12 protein-coding genes and 2 tRNA genes are annotated in these 17,811 nt (G+C 62.6%); 8 read left to right on the forward strand and 6 right to left on the reverse strand.

The genetic code is table 11. From position 1 onward, the window contains the following. Window positions 1–59 precede the first annotated feature (59 nt). The 5 genes from ACIPHM_RS21595 to ACIPHM_RS21615 form a co-directional block, all read right to left on the reverse strand. Window positions 60–1,379 carry an acetyl-CoA C-acetyltransferase gene (locus ACIPHM_RS21595; protein ID WP_400332817.1) on the reverse strand — a complete coding sequence of 440 codons (1,320 nt, stop codon included), beginning with the start codon at window positions 1,377–1,379 and terminating at the stop codon, window positions 60–62. After that, complete coding sequence (locus tag ACIPHM_RS21600; protein ID WP_400332820.1) at window positions 1,376–2,434, reverse strand: MaoC/PaaZ C-terminal domain-containing protein; 1,059 nt, start codon at window positions 2,432–2,434, stop codon at window positions 1,376–1,378. Before ACIPHM_RS21600 ends, ACIPHM_RS21595 begins: the two co-directional genes overlap by 4 nt. Window positions 2,435–2,436: 2 nt before the next feature. Then, on the reverse strand, window positions 2,437–3,864 hold the full coding sequence (locus ACIPHM_RS21605) for a 3-oxoacyl-ACP reductase (RefSeq protein WP_400332823.1): 1,428 nt from the start codon (window positions 3,862–3,864) through the stop codon (window positions 2,437–2,439). 51 nt (window positions 3,865–3,915) lie between these two features. Beyond that, window positions 3,916–6,414, reverse strand: coding sequence for an acyl-CoA dehydrogenase (locus tag ACIPHM_RS21610; protein ID WP_400332885.1), 2,499 nt, complete (start codon window positions 6,412–6,414; stop codon window positions 3,916–3,918). A gap of 327 nt (window positions 6,415–6,741) precedes the next feature. After that, complete coding sequence (locus ACIPHM_RS21615) at window positions 6,742–7,569, reverse strand: TetR/AcrR family transcriptional regulator (protein ID WP_400332825.1); 828 nt, start codon at window positions 7,567–7,569, stop codon at window positions 6,742–6,744. A gap of 433 nt (window positions 7,570–8,002) precedes the next feature. Between ACIPHM_RS21615 and tig the strand changes: the two genes are divergently transcribed. From tig to ACIPHM_RS21655, 8 genes are all read left to right on the forward strand, one after another. Then, entirely contained in the window at window positions 8,003–9,343 is a 1,341-nt protein-coding gene (gene tig, locus ACIPHM_RS21620; RefSeq protein WP_400332828.1) for a trigger factor, read from the forward strand. Window positions 9,344–9,469: 126 nt separating this feature from the next. Beyond that, the gene (clpP, locus tag ACIPHM_RS21625; protein ID WP_400332888.1) at window positions 9,470–10,123 is read left to right on the forward strand and encodes an ATP-dependent Clp endopeptidase proteolytic subunit ClpP; all 654 of its coding nucleotides are present in this window, start codon (window positions 9,470–9,472) and stop codon (window positions 10,121–10,123) included. Between the two features lie 235 nt (window positions 10,124–10,358). After that, window positions 10,359–11,639 (forward strand): ATP-dependent Clp protease ATP-binding subunit ClpX, encoded by a 1,281-nt coding sequence (gene clpX, locus ACIPHM_RS21630; protein WP_400332829.1) that lies wholly within the window; start codon window positions 10,359–10,361, stop codon window positions 11,637–11,639. A 194-nt stretch (window positions 11,640–11,833) separates the two neighbouring features. Beyond that, window positions 11,834–14,254 (forward strand): endopeptidase La, encoded by a 2,421-nt coding sequence (gene lon / locus ACIPHM_RS21635; protein WP_400332831.1) that lies wholly within the window; start codon window positions 11,834–11,836, stop codon window positions 14,252–14,254. A 307-nt stretch (window positions 14,255–14,561) separates the two neighbouring features. Beyond that, the gene (locus ACIPHM_RS21640) at window positions 14,562–14,834 is read left to right on the forward strand and encodes an HU family DNA-binding protein (RefSeq protein ID WP_400332832.1); all 273 of its coding nucleotides are present in this window, start codon (window positions 14,562–14,564) and stop codon (window positions 14,832–14,834) included. A 53-nt stretch (window positions 14,835–14,887) separates the two neighbouring features. After that, window positions 14,888–14,963: transfer RNA gene (locus ACIPHM_RS21645), tRNA-Val, on the forward strand. A 14-nt stretch (window positions 14,964–14,977) separates the two neighbouring features. Beyond that, window positions 14,978–15,054: transfer RNA gene (locus ACIPHM_RS21650), tRNA-Asp, on the forward strand. 82 nt (window positions 15,055–15,136) lie between these two features. Next, window positions 15,137–17,059, forward strand: coding sequence for a SurA N-terminal domain-containing protein (locus tag ACIPHM_RS21655; RefSeq protein ID WP_400332835.1), 1,923 nt, complete (start codon window positions 15,137–15,139; stop codon window positions 17,057–17,059). A gap of 74 nt (window positions 17,060–17,133) precedes the next feature. On the opposite strand, the gene ACIPHM_RS21660 is transcribed toward ACIPHM_RS21655, so the two are convergent. After that, window positions 17,134–17,808 carry an arylesterase gene (locus ACIPHM_RS21660; RefSeq protein WP_400332837.1) on the reverse strand — a complete coding sequence of 225 codons (675 nt, stop codon included), beginning with the start codon at window positions 17,806–17,808 and terminating at the stop codon, window positions 17,134–17,136. Between the last annotated feature and the right edge of the window lie 3 nt (window positions 17,809–17,811).

Consider the following 17,811-nt stretch of genomic DNA (forward strand, 5'->3'; position numbering starts at 1 on the left):
CTGCGCTGGCGCGGCAGCGTCTGTGGCTTCTCCTGTGTGCCTTTGTGGCTTTCCTTTGGTTATCGCTCCAGCATCGCGACCACGCCTTGACCGCCGGCCGCGCAGATCGAGATGAGACCGCGTCCGCCGCCGCGCTCGGCCAACAGCTTGGCGAGCGTGGCCAGAATGCGCGCGCCGGTTGCGGCGAACGGGTGGCCACACGCGAGCGAACTGCCGTTCACATTGAGTCGTTGACGGTCGATGCTGCCCAGTGGCGCGGTCAGTCCCAGCTTGTCGCGGCAGTAGGCGGGGTCTTCCCACGCCTTCAATGTGCAGAGCACCTGCGCGGCGAACGCTTCGTGGATTTCGTAGAAATCGAAGTCCTGTAGCGTGAGTCCGGCCTGGGCGAGCATGCGCGGCACCGCGTAGGCCGGAGCCATGAGCAGGCCTTCGCGCTGTGCGTCGTCCGCGTTGAGGAAGTCGACGGCGGCCGTTTGCGAGTACGTCAGATAGGCGAGCACCGGAATGCCGCGCGCTCGCGCCCAGTCTTCGCTGGCGAGCAGCACGCACGACGCGCCGTCGGTGAGCGGTGTGGAGTTGCCTGCCGTGAGCGTGCCGCTCGCGCTGCGGTCGAACACCGGTTTGAGGCTGGCCAGTTTTTCGAGCGTGACGTCGGGGCGCAGGTTGTTGTCGCGTTGCAGGCCGTGAAACGGCGTCATCAGATCGAGGAAGAAGCCGCGTTCGTAGGCTTGCGCCAGATGTTCGTGACTGGCGAGCGCGAGGGCGTCTTGCGCGGCACGCTCGATCTCCCAGTGTTTGGCCATCAACTCGCAATGCTCGCCCATCGACAGGCCCGTGCGCGGCTCGCTGATACGCGGCAACGCCGGGTTGAACAGCATGCCGGGACGCACCTTCGCGAGCGCCCCCAGCTTGCCCCCGGTGCTGCGTTGACGGTTCGCTTCGAGCAGGATCTTGCGCAGCTTTTCGTTGACGGCGACAGGCGCGTCAGAGGCGGTGTCCACGCCGCCCGCAATCGCCACGTCGATCTGACCGAGCGCGATTTTGTTGCCGGTCAGGATGGCCGTCTCTAGCCCCGTGCCGCAGGCTTGCTGGACGTCGTAGGCCGGGGTCTGGGCGGCGAGCGTCGTCGACAGTACGGATTCGCGCGTCAGATTGAAGTCGCGGGCGTGCTTGATCACGGCACCGGCGGCGACTTCGCCAAGTGTCTGAGCGTGAAGTTCGAACCGGTCGACGAGGCCCTGAATCGATGCGGTGAGCATGTCCTGATTCGACGCCGTGGCGTAAGCCGTATTAGAGCGCGCAAACGGGATGCGATTGCCGCCGAGGATCGCAACGCGGCGTAACGCCGGCGCGGGTGCAGTGGGTTTGAAGGCGCTCATGGAAGGTCCGTGTCGGAGGATGAGGAGGGGTGGGCGAGTGGGGCGTGGGGCGCGGCTGGCGCATGGCGATTCGCCTGCCACCGTCCGCGCAGATGTGGGACGGTGCCTGCTGCGTCGCGTAGTTCGAAAATATCGCCGCCGGTCGTACGCCAGAGGGTCACGTCGCCCGGCAGCAGCACCGGCGTTTTGAATTCCACCAGCAGATCCAGATCTCGTGCCTGAGCGTGCACCTCAGCGGGCAATACCGCGGCGAGCGTTCGGGCGAAGCTCCACATGCCGTGAATGATTGGCCGTGCAAAGCCGAACAGCTTCGCGGTGAGGGGCCACAAATGGATCGGGTTGTAATCGCCGGAGACGCGCGCGTACTGACGGCCGAGGTCGCCCGGTACGTGCCACGTGGCGGATCTCGTCAGCGCCGGATCGGTGCTCGGGTTCGCGCCCGATTCCGCCCGTCGTTCGGTCCGCAGTTCTGCGCGATAAGGCGCACCGAGCGGGTCGCGCACGCCGGTTCGCAGATACAGGCTCTCGCCCATCCACACCACGACATTGTCTCGGCGAGCCGTCGTGAGGACTGTGAACACTTGCCCCTTGTCGTGCGCGTACAGCGGGCCGCAACGAACATCGATCGTGAGACAGTCCCCGGCGGCAAGCGTTGCCTGCTGGCGGATTCGATTCGCCAGATGCACCATGCCGAGCATCGCGAATGGAAACGCGCGGTCGGTCATCAACAGCATGTGCAGCGGGAACGCGAGCAGATGCGGCCACGTCGGCGGCACGCCCTGGGCGTCGGAGAAATCGCAAAGACGGGCGTAACGCGCGATGTCGGCGGCGTCGAGCAAAAGATCGCGACGCTCGAATGCCAGCGGCGGCATGGCTTGCGCGCGCGCCGGCTTGCGCGATGACAGTAACGCCCGCTGGTAGAGATGCAGCGGCGAGGGCAGATGCGTGACGGGGGTCACGGTGGTCACGGCGGTCTCGGTGGCCACGCGCGGCGTCGATGCCGTGTCTGCAACGTGTGCCATATCGGGCGGATCGCCTGGGCGGTCGTTGGGCATCGTCACGCTCCAAGCAGGCTTTGCCCGCACACGCGTACCACTTGTCCTGTCAGTGCGCCCGACGCCGGATGCGCCAGCCACGCAATCGCCTGCGCAACGTCGACCGGCTGGCCGCCCTGACCGAGCGAGTTCATGCGGCGTCCGGCTTCGCGAATGGCGAACGGCACGGCAGCGGTCATTTGCGTCTCGATGAAGCCGGGGGCGACGGCATTGATGCTGATCTGGCGGGCGGCCAGTATCGGCGACCAGGCTTCGACCATGCCGATCACCGCCGCTTTCGACGCCGCGTAATTCGTCTGCCCCCGGTTGCCCGCAATGCCGCTGATCGACGCCACGCCGACGATCCGGCTGTTCGCGCGCAGCACGCCGGCGTCGAGCAACGCGCTGTTCAGACGCTGCGGCGCCCCGACGTTGATGTCGAGCACGCTTTGCCACTGGGCGTCGCTCATGCAAACGAGGGTCTTGTCGCGGGTGATGCCCGCATTGTGAACGAGGATGTCCAGGCCGCGCGGCGCATGCGCGGCCAGATGCGCGAGCAGCGTGGCAGCCGCGTCGGGGGCGGCGATGTCGCACGTCAGTGCGCTGCCGTCGAGGCGGGTGGCGACGGTGGTTAGCGCGTCCTGTGCCGACGCAATGTCGACGCACACGACATGGGCGCCGTCTCGTGCCAGCACGGTGGCGATGGCCTCGCCGATGCCGCGCGCCGCCCCGGTCACGAGCGCTACCTGACCGGCCAGCGGGCGGGTGTCGCGCATCGGCGGTGCCTCGAACACGGGGGGCTGGAGCGTAATGGCCTGACCGCTGACATAGGCCGCGCGAGGCGAAAGGAAGAAGCGCAGTGTCGAGTGCAGGGCTTCGCGGGCGCCCGGCGCGACGTATAACAACTGCGCTGTGGCACCGCGCTTGAGTTCCTTGGCAAGCGAGCGCACGAACCCTTCCAGCGCACGTTGCGCGGTGCTGGCTTGCGGTGTGGGCGCCAGCGACGGCGGCACCCCCAGCACGAGCACGCGTGCGCATCGGTCGAGCGAGGCAAGGGTGTCGTGGAAGAAGGTGTACAGCGCGCTTAACTCATCGGTGCTCGCGATGGCGCTCGCGTCGAACAGCAACGCTTTGGGGCGCACGCCTTCGCTCGGATTGAACCGGCCGCTCATCGTGCCCGTCTTGTTGGCGTATGAAATCCAGTCGAGACGTTCGGCGTGCGCGAGGCTCGGCACGCCCAGCCAATGTAGCTCGCGCGCGAGTCCCGGCAACAACGGTGCGTCGCCCGCACCACCGACGACGGCGAGCGGAGCCGGCATGGAGCGGACTTCGGCGACGTCGTCGCCGGACTCGGGCATGCGCTCGAGCGGCACGGGGCGGGGCAGGCCCAGCGCGTTGGCCAGACGGCTGCCCACGGCGGAGTTGGCAAAGGCAAGATATCGGTCGGACATCGTCACGGCGTGGAAATCCTCAGAGTGATGGGCGCTGGCTGGCGGGAGAACTCATGACGCGAGCGCTTCGTTCGCCGCTTCCTGTTGCTGGGCTTGCTGCATGTCGGCGAGGCGGCCGAAGTCGGCCGGGAAGTCGTCGACCGCTACCGCTCGCGCAGCGTAGTCGGCGTATTGCGCGAGCAGGCGGCGCTCGTCGTCGCTCACGCGTTGTTGCTTCGCGGCGTCGTCGACCCATGCGGTGAATTCGGGCAGGCTCTGCGGCATGGCCGGCAGATGACCGTCCTTGATCGCCGCGCGCAGGCGTTGCTCGATGGCGGTGACTTGCGGCGTCATCTGGAAGACGATTTCGCCGTAAGCCAGACCGTCGATCTCAGGTCTCGGCGAATAGCTGTCGGCGATGAGACGCTCGCGGGCGTCGCCCGGCGTTTGCATGATTTCAGCCACGCGCGAGGCCAGCGCATCGGCGGGCTTGGCGTACGGCAGGCCGAGGGGCGCGAGCTTCCAGTGCATCCACCATGCCACGCCGCGCGACGGATAGTTCGCCAACACGCCTTCGAAGGCTTCGCGCGCTTGCCAGAGGGCATCCTGCGCGGCCCAGTGCACCAGCGGCAGATCGGCCTCGGGACGTCCTTCGTCCTCGAATCGCTTGAGCGTTGCGCTCAGCACGAAGAGTAGGGAGAGGATGTCGCCCAGGCGTGCCGAAATGCTCTCGCGGCGCTTGAGCGAGCCGCCGAGCACGGCCATCGAGACGTCGGACGCAATGGCGAGCAGCGTCGACATGCGGTTTGCGGCGCGATAGTAGGCGTGCAGTTCGGGCGCGGCGTTCGACGGCACCGACGAGAATCTGGCGTGCGTGATGCCTTGCAGGGCGCCGCGCACGATGTTGCTCGTGACGAAGGTCAGATGGCCGAAGAGGGCGTCGTCGAAGGCGCGCACGGCGGCGTCGTGATCCGCCGTTTGGGCGGCGGCGAGTTCCTTGAGTACGTACGGATGGCAGCGAATCGCGCCCTGGCCGAAGATCATCAGGCAGCGCGTCATGATGTTTGCGCCTTCGACGGTGATCGACACCGGAATCTGCTGATACGCGCGGGCGAGGAAGTTGTTCGGGCCCATGCAGATGCCTTTGCCTGCAACGACGTCCATGCCGTCGTTCACCACTTTGCGGGCGCGCTCGGTGACGTGGTACTTCGCGATGGCCGAAATCACCGACGGCTTTTCGCCGAGATCGACAGCGAGCGCAGCCATGCGGCGCGTGGCGTCCATGGCGTAGAGATTGCCGGCCATGCGCGCGAGCGCTTCCTGCACCCCTTCGAACTTGCCGATCGGCGTGCGGAACTGGCGACGAACCGCCGCGTAAGCGCCGGTAGCGCGCACGGCGATCTTCGAGTAGCCGACGTTCGACGAGGGCAGCGAGATGGCGCGGCCCGCGGCGAGGCATTCCATCAGCATTCGCCAGCCCTTGCCGACTTGCGCCTGTCCGCCGATCACCCAATCGAGCGGAATAAAGACGTCCTTGCCCGAGTTGGGGCCGTTCTGGAAGACGGCGTTCAACGGCCAGTGGCGACGGCCGATGACGACGCCCGGATGGTTCGTCGGGATCAGAGCGCAGGTGATGCCGGGCTCGTCGTCGTCACCGAGCAGATGGTCGGGGTCCAGCGCGCGGAATGCGAGGCCGAGCACGGTGGCGATGGGGCCCAGCGTGATGTAGCGCTTGCTCCATGTCACGCGAAAGCCCAGCGTTTCGCGGCCGTCGTGCAGGCCGCGGCACACGATTCCGATGTCGGGAATCGCGGCGGCGTCGGAGCCGGCATAGGGACTCGTGAGCGCGAAACAGGGAACCTCATCGCCCTTGGCCAGACGCGGCAGGTAATAGTCCTTCTGGGCCTGCGTGCCGTAGTGCAGCAGCAATTCGGCCGGACCGAGCGAGTTGGGCACCATGACCGAGACAGCCGCAGACGAGCAGCGCGAGGCCAGCTTCATCACGACCTGTGAGTGCGCGTACGCCGAAAACTCAAGGCCGCCGTAGCGCTTCGGGATGATCATGCCGAGAAAGCCTGCGTCCTTCGCGTATTGCCACGCTTTGGGCGGCAGATCCTGCCAGACTTGCGTGCTTTCCCAATCGTTGGACAGGTCGCACAGGTGCTCGACCTGATGGTCCATGAAGGCCTGTTCGTCGGGCGAGAGGGTGGGCGCGGGTAGTGCCATGAACTTCTGCCAGTCGGGGCGGCCGGAGAACAGATCGGCGTCCCACCAGACGGTGCCGGCTTCGATGGCATCTTTTTCGGTGTCCGACATTTCCGGCATGATGGTCCGGAACTTGGCGAGCATCGGCGCGGTAACCCACGCGCGGCGCAGCGGGCCGATGGTGAGGATCAAGGACGGGAGAATGAACACGACGCCGAGGATGACGGCTGCGACCGTTCCCGTCAGTCCCGAGAGGACGCCTGCGCCGACCCATAGCACGGTTGCGATCAGCCACTGCCAGGCATGGGCGCGATAGAAAAGCAGGGCGGTGACGCCCACGACAAACGCGAGAATCCATACAGCCATCATTTTCTCCTCCCTTTCGGTTCAGCTTCCCGGCAGGCGCTACACGACCTGTGCGCATCATGCGTTCTCCACGAAGGGAAAACGGGTAGCGCCGGGGGCTGTCGTCCTCATGCCGTCTGTCGGTTTTCGCTGACGTTGTGCGCAGTTCGAATCGGCGACGGCGTTTTTGTTGGATCGTTCGGCGACGTATTGGTGCGCCGGGAATTTGGGTAAAGCGTCGAAATTGGGATTTCCATTCAACGGAGATCCGGTGCCGACGCAGCGCGGGCGGTGAATGTCGCGCGGCGCGTCGGAGGTCTCGTCGGTCGCTTGCCGGGCTTCGGGGTTTCAGGCGTTCGCGAGCGAGCGGTCGTTGTCGCTCGCTGCCGGCCCATCGTCATTCGACTGAGATGGCGAAGGAGCGTCTGGCACGTGTCCCGTTTCGCGGGGCGGTGTTACATCGGCATCCTTTGCGAGCGCGAAGACGGCGGCGAAGCTCGCCAATTGTTCTTCGCCAGGCATCGGGGCCTTGAGCGCCGCGACCATGAGCGCGGTGAGGCGCGCGACGACGTGAAGGTCGCCCATCGGCTGGCCTTGCGCGAAGGTGTCGATCAGGCGTGAGGTGTCGCTGCTCGCGAGCACGCCGGCGAGCGCTTGCAGCGCGAAGTGCAGACGCCAGCCCAGCTCCTGGCGCGGCAACTCGGGCAGCGCGCGGGCGAACGCTTCGAAGAAGCGCTCGAAGACCGGGGCGTAGTGCTGTTGCAGATAGTCGCGGATGAAGGGCGAGGGGTCGGCGTAGACGCGTCCGAGCAGGCGCAGGAACGCCGGGCCGCCAATATCGCGATGGTGCGAAATGGCCAACGCGGGGATGAACATGGCGCCGAGTACATGCTCGCAGGTCAGTTGCGGCGCGGGCCATGCCGTTTCGGCGCGGGTGAGCAGCGCCAGGCGTTCGTCGTTGAGCCGGTCGAGCCGGCGCGCGAGCATGGCCTGGAGTAGTGTTTCCTTGCTGCCGAAGTGGTAGTTCACGGCGGCCAGATTGACTTCGGCGCGCGAGGTAATCTGCCGCAGCGACATCGCTTCGTAGCCGAATTCGATGAATAGATCTTCTGCGGCATCGAGAATGCGCAGCTTGGTGTCGCCGGCTTGGCGGCCGACAGAGATGCGAGGGCTCACGACGAATCTCCAGTGAGACGCGGCACGACGCCGCGTCATCTCAAGGAACCGATGTTTCATTCAAACGTTCGATTGAATCCTAGGCGGTAAGCGTGCGTCTCCCAAGATCTTTTTGTGGACGTCGCCCTCTAATGCGTGGTTTCGCCACAGGGGTGCACGGCTCACGAGATGACAGTCGCCGGGCGCCCACGAAAGGTGAAATGTCCAGATTTCCTTGCTTTGCAGGCGGAAAGTCTGGAGGCGGGACAATAGTTTGCTAAAATGTCCCGCTTTGTGTGCAAGACCGTTTTGGCGCTACCCCGATTTGTCGGGGGCGGAGGGAAGCCGGCGTCGCATCGTCGGTTCCGGCCCAAGGTTGATTAACTGACAGGGTCCGCTTGTGGCAATCCCTCGCCGCAACACAGAACGACCCTCTGGATGGACGAATATCCTCATGACTATCGCTGTTGAAAACCTCGGCAAGCTCGAGCGTCGCTTTACCATCGCCCTGCCCAAGCAGGAAGTCGAAAAAGAAGTTGCAGCACGCATTCAGAAGCTGTCGAAGACGGTGCGTATGCCGGGCTTCCGTCCGGGCAAGGTGCCCCTGAAGATGGTCACCCAGCAATACGGTGGTCAGGTCGAAGCCGAAGTCGTGAGCGACAAGGTTGGCCAGCAATTCTTCGAAATCAGCAAGGAACAGGATCTGCGCGTTGCAGGTCAGCCGCGTTTCGCGCCGAAGGCCGACGCTGCCGAGACCGAGTACGCATTCGACGCCACGTTCGAAATCTATCCGGAAGTGAAGCTCGGCGATCTGGCCACGGCTGAAGTGAGCCGCACCACGACCGACGTTTCGGAAGCCGAGATCGATCGCACCATCGACATTCTGCGCAAGCAGCGCGTGCACTACCACGTGCGCGGCGAAGCCGGCGCCCACGGCGACGGCGGCTCGGTCGAAGCCAAGGACGGTGACCGTGTGACGGTCGATTTCGTCGGTAAGATCGACGGTGAAGTGTTCGCTGGCGGTAGCGCGGAAGACTTCGTGTTCGTGCTGGGCGAAGGCCGCATGCTGCCGGAATTCGAAACGGCTACGCTGGGCCTGAAGGTCGGCGAGTCGAAGGAATTCGAACTCAAGTTCCCGGACGAGTACCACGGCAAGGAAGTGGCCGGTAAGACCGCCACGTTCACCGTCACGCTCAAGAAGGTCGAGTGGGCGCATCTGCCGGAAGTGGACGCCGAGTTCGCCAAGTCGCTGGGTATTGCCGACGGCAGCATCGAAAAGATGCGCGCTGACATCAAGGAAAACCTGTCGCGCGAAGTGAAGCGTCGTACGCAAGCGCTGCTTAAGGATCAGGTGATGAACGCGCTGATCTCCGTGGCGGAGCTGGACGTGCCGAACGCGCTGGTTGCTCAGGATCAGGAGCGTCTGGTGGCGATGGCGCGTCAGGATCTGACGCAACGCGGCGTGCCGAACGCCGGCAACGTGCCGATCCCGGCGGAAATGTTCAAGGAACAAGCCGAGCGTCGCGTGAAGCTGGGTCTGATCCTGGCGGAACTGGTCAAGCAGAACGACCTGCAAGCCAAGCCGGAGCAAATCAAGGCCGAAGTCGAAGAGTTCGCGAAGAGCTACGAAGACCCGCAAGAAGTCGTCCGCTGGTACTATGGCGATCAGCAGCGCATGGCGGAAATGGAAGGTTTCGTCGTCGAGAACAACGTTGTCGAGTTCGTCCTGGGTAAGGCCAAGGTGACCGACAAGCAGGTGAGTTTCGAAGAGTTGGCCGGCAATACGCAAGCCTGATCGAACGCGACACGACCGACTGAACCGCCGCGGCCGCAAGGCCGTGGCGGTTCTTTACCAAATGGCCTCCGGGTTTCCCCCTTGCGGCGCGCAAAACCATCTCGATAGAAGGGTCGAACCGATATGATTACCCGTTCCGAATTGCTCGCCCAACTCGCCTCCCAGACACACAACTCCGCCCTCGAGACGCAAGGCCTTGGCCTCGTGCCGATGGTCGTCGAGCAAAGTGGTCGTGGTGAGCGCGCTTACGACATCTATTCGCGACTCCTCAAGGAGCGCATCATTTTCATGGTTGGCGAGGTCAATGACCAAAGCGCCAACCTCGTTGTCGCCCAATTGCTGTACCTCGAGAGCGAAAATCCGGACAAGGAAATCTCGATGTACATCAACTCGCCGGGTGGCTCCGTTTCGGCGGGCCTGGCGATTTACGACACGATGAAGTTCGTCAAGCCGCCGGTCTCGACGCTGTGCCTCGGCATGGCCGCGAGCATGGGGGCTTTCCTGCTGGCCGCCGGCGAGAAGGGCAAGCGTTTCGCCCTGCCGAACGCGCGCATCATGATTCACCAGCCGCTGGGCGGCGCGCGCGGTCAGGCCTCCGACATCGAAATTCACGCCAGGGAAATCCTTCTGCTCAAGGACCGGTTGAATCGTCTGCTCGCCGATAACACCGGGCAAGAGATCGACGTGATCGCGCGCGACACCGACCGCGACAACTTCAAGTCGGCCGCCGATGCCGTGGAGTACGGGCTGATCGATCGCGTGCTGCAAGAGCGTCCCTGATTCGGGCACGAATTCGGGGCGTCTGACGGCAAAATCGTTGGCGCGACACCCTGCATTTTCGTTTTGAGACGCGGGGTGATCGCGCCAAGCCTTTGTCGTATAAGGGAATTTATGGCTGTCGCGGGTGGGCCACACGCTCGCGCAGCATGGCGTTACAATGGAATTCACGTATGCCGCGTTTGCCGCCCCGGCGGGGGACGACCGGGGCGCAAATTGCTAGCAGGCTGACACAGATATGGTGGATAAAAAAAGCACTTCCAACGGCGAAAAGCTGCTCTACTGCTCCTTCTGCGGAAAGAGCCAGCACGAGGTCAAGAAGCTCATCGCAGGTCCGTCCGTGTTCATTTGCGACGAGTGCATTGATCTGTGCAATGAGATTATTCGCGACGAGGCCGCAGCGGCCGAAGACGAGAGCGGCAGCGGCGCCAAGTCCGACTTGCCGTCGCCGCAGGAAATTCGCGAGAGTCTCGATCAATACGTGATCGGTCAGGACCGTGCCAAGAAGATTCTGGCCGTTGCGGTCTATAACCATTACAAGCGATTGAAACACCTCGGCGACAAGCGCGACGAGGTCGAACTTTCCAAGAGCAACATCCTGCTGATCGGGCCGACCGGCTCGGGCAAGACGCTGCTCGCACAGACGCTCGCGCGTCTGCTCAACGTGCCTTTCGTGATTGCCGACGCGACCACGCTGACCGAAGCCGGTTACGTGGGCGAGGACGTCGAGAACATCATCCAGAAGCTCCTGCAGAACTGCAATTACGAGATCGAGCAGGCGCAGAAGGGCATTGTCTACATCGACGAAATCGACAAGATCAGCCGCAAGTCGGACAATCCGTCGATTACGCGCGACGTGTCGGGCGAAGGCGTGCAGCAGGCGCTGCTCAAGCTGGTTGAAGGGACGATGGCTTCGGTGCCCCCGCAGGGCGGCCGCAAGCATCCGAACCAGGATTTCATCCAGGTCGACACGACGAACATCCTCTTTATCTGCGGCGGCGCGTTCGATGGTCTCGAGAAGATCATCATGAACCGCACCGAGAAGACGGGGATCGGCTTCGGCGCGACGGTCAAGACGGGCGAAGAGCGTGACGCGGGCGAATTGCTGCGAGACGTCGAGCCGGAAGATCTGATCAAGTTCGGTCTGATTCCCGAGTTGATCGGTCGTCTGCCGGTGGTTGCCACGTTGGGTAAGCTTGACGAAGACGCGCTGGTCACGATTCTCATCGAACCGAAGAATGCGCTGGTCAAGCAATACCAGAGTTTGTTCTCGATGGAGGGCGTGGAGCTGGAGATTCGTCCGGCGGCCATGCACGCGGTGGCGCGCAAGGCCATCAAGCGCAAGACCGGCGCGCGTGGCCTGCGTTCGATCATCGAACAGGCGCTGCTCGAAGTCATGTATGAACTGCCGTCGCTCAAGGGCGTCACCAAGGTGATCCTGGACGAAAACGCGATCAGCGGCGACGGAAAGCCGCTCTTGATCTATCAGGAGTCGCCCAAGGTTGCCGGCTCCAATTGAACGGTCAACTCAGCGCTACCCCAAGCCGTTCATGGAAACATGGACGGCTTTTTTTCCTTCATACTAGTGCCACGGGCAATGAAACCCCGAGTGGTGCAACTTGTTGGCGAAAGGGCTCTTCCAGCCTCTTGTAATTCTCGCCGGCGGCCTCAATTAGCTGGAACACAACGGTATCGTTAAATATGGGGAACGAGATGTCAGGCACCCAAATCCTCCCGCCCGAAGCGATTCAACTGCCCCTGTTGCCTTTGCGCGACGTGGTCGTGTTTCCGCACATGGTGATTCCCCTTTTCGTGGGGCGTCCGAAATCGATCAAAGCGCTTGAAACCGCGATGGAAGGCGGCAAGCACATCATGCTGGTCGCACAGAAGGCCGCGGCCAAGGATGAACCCACGTCGAAGGATCTCTATGAGATCGGCTGCGTGGCAAACATCCTGCAAATGCTCAAACTGCCGGATGGCACCGTCAAGGTGCTGGTCGAAGGGATTCAGCGCGCGCGTACGCTGAGCGTGGATGAGGAAGAAACTCAATTCACCTCGGAAGTCATGCCGCTCGAACCGGACGACGGCAATTCGCCGGAATCCGAGGCGCTGCGTCGCGCGATCGTCGCGCAGTTCGACCAGTACGTGAAGCTCAACAAGAAGATTCCTCCGGAGATCCTGACCTCGCTGTCGGGCATCGACGAAGCGGGTCGTCTGGCGGATACCATCGCCGCACATCTGCCGCTCAAGCTTGAGCAGAAGCAGAAGATTCTGGAAATGTTCCCGGTCATCGAGCGTCTCGAGCATCTGCTCGCGCAGCTCGAGAGCGAGATCGACATCCTCCAGGTGGAAAAGCGTATCCGCGGGCGCGTGAAGCGTCAGATGGAGAAGAGCCAGCGCGAGTACTACCTGAACGAACAGGTCAAGGCAATCCAGAAGGAGTTGGGCGAAGGCGAAGAGGGCGCGGATCTCGAGGAACTCGAGAAGCGCATCAAGGCCGCGCATCTGCCGAAGGAAGCCAAGAAGAAGGCCGACGCCGAGCTCAAGAAGCTCAAGCTGATGTCGCCGATGTCGGCCGAAGCGACCGTCGTGCGCAACTACATCGATACGCTGGTCGGTCTGCCGTGGCGCAAGAAGAGCAAGGTGAACAACGACCTGACGAACGCCGAGAAGGTGCTCGACGAGGATCACTTCGGTCTTGAGAAGGTCAAGGAACGTATCCTTGAATATCTTGCCGTGCAACAGCGCGTGGACAAGGTCAAAGCACCGATCCTGTGCCTGGTCGGGCCCCCCGGCGTGGGCAAGACCTCGCTCGGTCAGTCGATCGCACGTGCCACGAACCGCAAGTTCGTACGCATGGCGTTGGGTGGCGTGCGTGACGAGGCCGAGATTCGCGGTCACCGTCGCACGTACATCGGTTCGATGCCCGGCAAGATCTTGCAGAGCCTGTCGAAGGTCGCCGTGCGTAACCCGCTGTTCCTGCTCGACGAAGTGGACAAGATGGGCATGGACTTCCGTGGCGACCCCAGCTCGGCGTTGCTCGAAGTGCTTGACCCGGAACAGAACCACACGTTCTCGGATCACTACGTCGAAGTCGACTTCGATCTGTCGGACGTGATGTTCGTGGCCACCTCGAACTCGCTGAACATTCCGGCGCCGCTGCTCGACCGTATGGAAGTGATTCGCCTGTCGGGTTACACGGAAGACGAGAAAGTCAATATCGCCCAACGTTATCTGCTGCCGAAGCAGAAGAAGAACAACGGGTTGAAGGAAGGCGAAATCGATCTGACGGAAGCCGCGATTCGCGACATCATTCGCTACTACACGCGTGAAGCCGGTGTGCGTTCGCTTGAGCGCGAGATCTCGAAGATCTGCCGCAAGGTTGTGAAGATGTTGCTGCTCAAGAAGGTCGAAGGCTCGTCGATCAAGGTCGATGCGGGCAATCTCGACAACTTCCTGGGTGTGCGCAAGTTCGACTTCGGTCTGGCGATGAAGGAAAACCAGATCGGCCAGGTCACGGGTCTGGCGTGGACGGAAGTGGGCGGCGATCTGCTGACCATCGAAGCCGCGCTGATGCCGGGCAAGGGCAACATCATCCGCACGGGTTCGCTCGGCGACGTGATGAAGGAGTCGGTCGAAGCGGCCCGCTCGGTGGTGCGTTCGCGTGCACGCCGTCTTGGTGTATCTGATGAGCAGTTCGAGAAGAAGGACATTCACATCCACGTGCCCGAAGGCGCGACGCCCAAGGACGGTCCGTCTGCCGGTATCGCGATGACGACGGCGCTCGTGTCGGTACTCACCGGTATTCCGGTGCGTGCGGATGTGGCGATGACCGGTGAGATCACGCTGCGCGGCGAAGTGCTGCCGATTGGCGGTCTCAAGGAGAAGCTGCTGGCGGCTCATCGTGGCGGCATCAAGCTCGTGTTGATTCCGGAAGAGAACGTGAAGGATCTCGCAGAGATTCCCGACACGGTCAAAAACGCGCTGGAGATCGTGCCGGTGCGCTGGATCGACAAGGTGCTTGAGCTCGCACTGGAGCATGCACCGGCGCCGCTGCCTGAGGAAGAAGCGAAGGCAGCGCCTGTGACGCCGAATGCAGATGCAGGCGGCAAGCAGGACGTCATCAAGCACTGAGTGTTGTGTTCTATCGAGGCGAGTGACTGAGCGTGAAAGCGTCCTGTCATCGCCCGACAGGAAAATACTCAAAAAGCTCGGGGTTTTCCCCGGGCTTTTTTTATGGGGGCAAGGTGCCCGAAAATAGCGGTCGGCAAGTACGGATTCAGGAGTGCTTCCGATGCTGTCCAGTGGCCGCAAAACGGCTTGACATCAGGGTTTGCGGCTTGTCTAATGGCAAAGCCAGCGGACCTCTCAGATCAATGTCAAGGCGCGCCAAGAGCGCTTCCGCGGCTCAATCGCCTACTATCCTTGCAAGGGGGTTACAGTGAATAAGACGGAACTGATCGATCAAATCGCGCATGAGGCCGACATTTCGAAAGCGGCTGCCGGTCGGGCACTTGATTCGTTTGTGGGTGCGGTAAAAAAAGCTTTGAAGAAAGGTGACGATGTGACGCTGGTCAACTTTGGCACGTTCCATGTTGCCAAGCGCGCGGCCCGCACGGGACGTAATCCGCGCACCGGTGAAGCCATCAAGATCAAGGCGGCGAAGGTTCCGAAATTTCGTCCTGGCAAAGAACTCAAAGATGCTGTAAACTGACCAGCTTTCCTGCTTCGGCAGGAGGTAGTAAGAACAAGACTAAAATCGGGAACGGGTGCTTAGCTCAGTTGGTAGAGCGGCGCCCTTACAAGGCGTAGGTCGGGGGTTCGAGCCCCTCAGCACCCACCAGTTCCAGATCTTGGGGAGCGGTAGTTCAGTTGGTTAGAATACCGGCCTGTCACGCCGGGGGTCGCGGGTTCGAGCCCCGTCCGCTCCGCCAAATTGTGAAAAGGCGAACTTCGGTTCGCCTTTTTTGCCATATAGCGTCATAAAACGCATCCAGACGACTCTTCCGATTTCGTATGTTCGACTTCATTCGCCGTCATCAACGATTGGTACTCATCTTCCTGACGGTGTTGATCGTGCCGTCGTTTGTGGTGTTTGGCGTTCATGGCTGGCAGGAATACGCCTCGGACGCCAGCACGATCGCCAAGGTCGGCGATCAAACCGTGACGCGTCAGGAATACGACAGTGTGCTGCGCGCACAGACCGAGCGCATGCAGCAGATGTTCGGCGGCGCCGTCGATGCAAGCCAGATCAACACGCCGGAAATGCGCGCTGCGGTGCTGGATAACCTGATCCAGCAGAAGCTGCTCACGCAGGAAACCCTCAAGAAGAACCTGTCGGTGCCCGACGCCCAGGTGCGCGAGGCCCTGCTGGCCATTCCGGCGATTGCGCAATTGCGCCGCGCGGACGGGTCCATCGACCAGGCCGCTTACGAACAACTGCTGTCTGCACAGAACCTCACGCCGCAGCGTCTCGAAGCGCAGATTCGCTACGAACTCGCATCGAACCAACTGCCGTCGAGCGTGCAGGCAAGCGCGATGCTGCCGAAGGCCGTGCTCGATCGTTTCGCGCAACTGCGTTCGCAGCAGCGCGAAGTCTCGGCGCTGAACTTCCCGCTCTCGGATTACGCTGACAAGATCGTGCCGACGCCGCAGCAGATCCAGGCGTACTACGACGCGCACAAGGCGGCTTTCCAGACGCCCGAGTCGGCTGACATTCAGTACGTGTTGCTCGATCCGAAGGCCATGCCGGCATCGGCTCAGGCAGCGCCGAGCGATGATGTGCTGCGCAAGATGTACAACGACAATCTGAAGCAATACACGACGCAGGAAGAGCGTCGTGCGTCGCACATTCTGATTGCCTCGCCGGCGGACGCCTCGCCTGCCGACCATGCCAAGGCAAAGGCCAAGGCCGAAGCCGTGCTCGCGCAGCTCAAGCAGAACCCGAACGACTTCGCCAGGCTGGCCAGCCAGAACTCGGAAGACCCGGGCTCGAAGGCCAACGGCGGCGATTTGGGCTTTTTCACGCGCGACGCGATGGTCAAGCCGTTCGCCGACGCCGCGTTCGCGCTCAAGCACGAGGGTGACGTGAGCGATGTCGTGAAGAGCGACTTCGGTTATCACATCATCAAGTTGACGGGTATCAAGCCGTCGCAAACCAAGTCGTTCGACGACGTGAAGGCGCAACTGGCCGATCAGTACCGTCAGCAGGAATCGGCCAAGGGTTATGCGAAGCTTGCCGATCAGTTCACGAATTCGGTGTATGAGCAGCCCGACAGCCTGCAACCGGTGGCCGACAAGCTCAACCTGAAGGTGCAGACGGCGAAGGTGACGCGTACGCCGGATGCAGCGCTGGCGCGGAGCCCGCTGGGCAACGACAAGCTGCTCAAGGCAGTGTTCGGTGACGAGTCGCTCAAGAACAAGCGCAACACCGAAGCCGTGGATGTTGGCCAAGGTGTGCTGGTGTCGGCTCACGTGGTCGCCTACCATCCGGCCGCCACCCCGCCGCTCGAGCAGATCGAAGCGCAGGTCAAGCAGAAGGCGATTGCCGATCTGGCGGAGCAGGCGTCGAAGAAGGCCGGGGAAGCCAAGCTGGATGCGCTCAAGAAGGGTGGCGACGCCCAGTTCGGTGCTGCGCAAACCGTCTCGCGTGACAATCCGGGCAAGTTGGCGCCGACGGCCCTGACCGCAATCTTCAGTGCCGACGCCAGCAAACTTCCCGCCTACGTTGGCGTGGATCTGGGCGAGGGGCAGGGCTATGCGGTGTATCGCATCAGCAAGGTGACGCAGCCGGCCGGCCAGGACGCACAGCGTCTCGCTGCCGAAGCGCAGCAGTTGAGCCAGTTGGCCGCTCAGGCCGAATGGAATGCGTGGCTGGGTGACCTGCGTGCGCGCTCGAAGGTGAAGGTTGTCAACGACGTCACCAAGTCGAGCAACTGATTGCACGGCAGACGCTCAAGTCGTCTGTCCGGTGAGTCGGAAGGAAAAAGCGGCCAATCAGTTGGCCGCTTTTTTTATGCGCCGGATTTCGGTGCGCGTGAGTCGGCGGCTTTGGCGGGTGGTTTCCCGGCGGGCTTGAGCAGTGGCTTCACCGTTGGCCAGACGTTCTGAAGGATCTGCGGATGGGCCTTGGCGAGCGGGTGAATCTGGTCCTGCTGGAACCAGTCCTGATGCTCGATGACGCCAGCAAGCAGGAACGGCACGTAGCCGGTTTTTTCCTGCTTGGCGACAGTGGAGAACATGTTGAAGAACTGCTCGCTGTAGTCGGGTCCGTAGTTCGGCGGAATGCGCATGCCGACAACGATCACACGGCTGCCGGCTTTGCGGGACGCGTCGATCATTTCGCGCAAATTGCTGCGCGTGAGATCCAGCGGAATGCCGCGCAGGGCGTCGTTTCCGCCGAGTTCGATGATGGTGATCGCGGGGTGATAGCGCTCGAGCAAAGGGGCGAGGCGCGAGCGCCCGCCGCTTGTCGTGTCGCCGCTGATGCTCGCGTTGACGACGTTATAATCGAACCCGCTTTGCGTGATCGTCTGCTGCATCAGATTGACCCAGCCGGCGCCGCGCGCGATGCCATATTCCGCCGAAAGGCTGTCGCCGACGACAAGAATCGTCGGCGCGCCAGAACTTGCCGCGTTCGCTGTGGTCCCTGTCAGCATGCACCAGCCCACGAGGGCTGAGGCGGCCATTTT

Origin of the sequence: Pandoraea sp. NPDC087047 (assembly GCF_044745225.1) — a bacterium.
Lineage (GTDB): Bacteria > Pseudomonadota > Gammaproteobacteria > Burkholderiales > Burkholderiaceae > Pandoraea.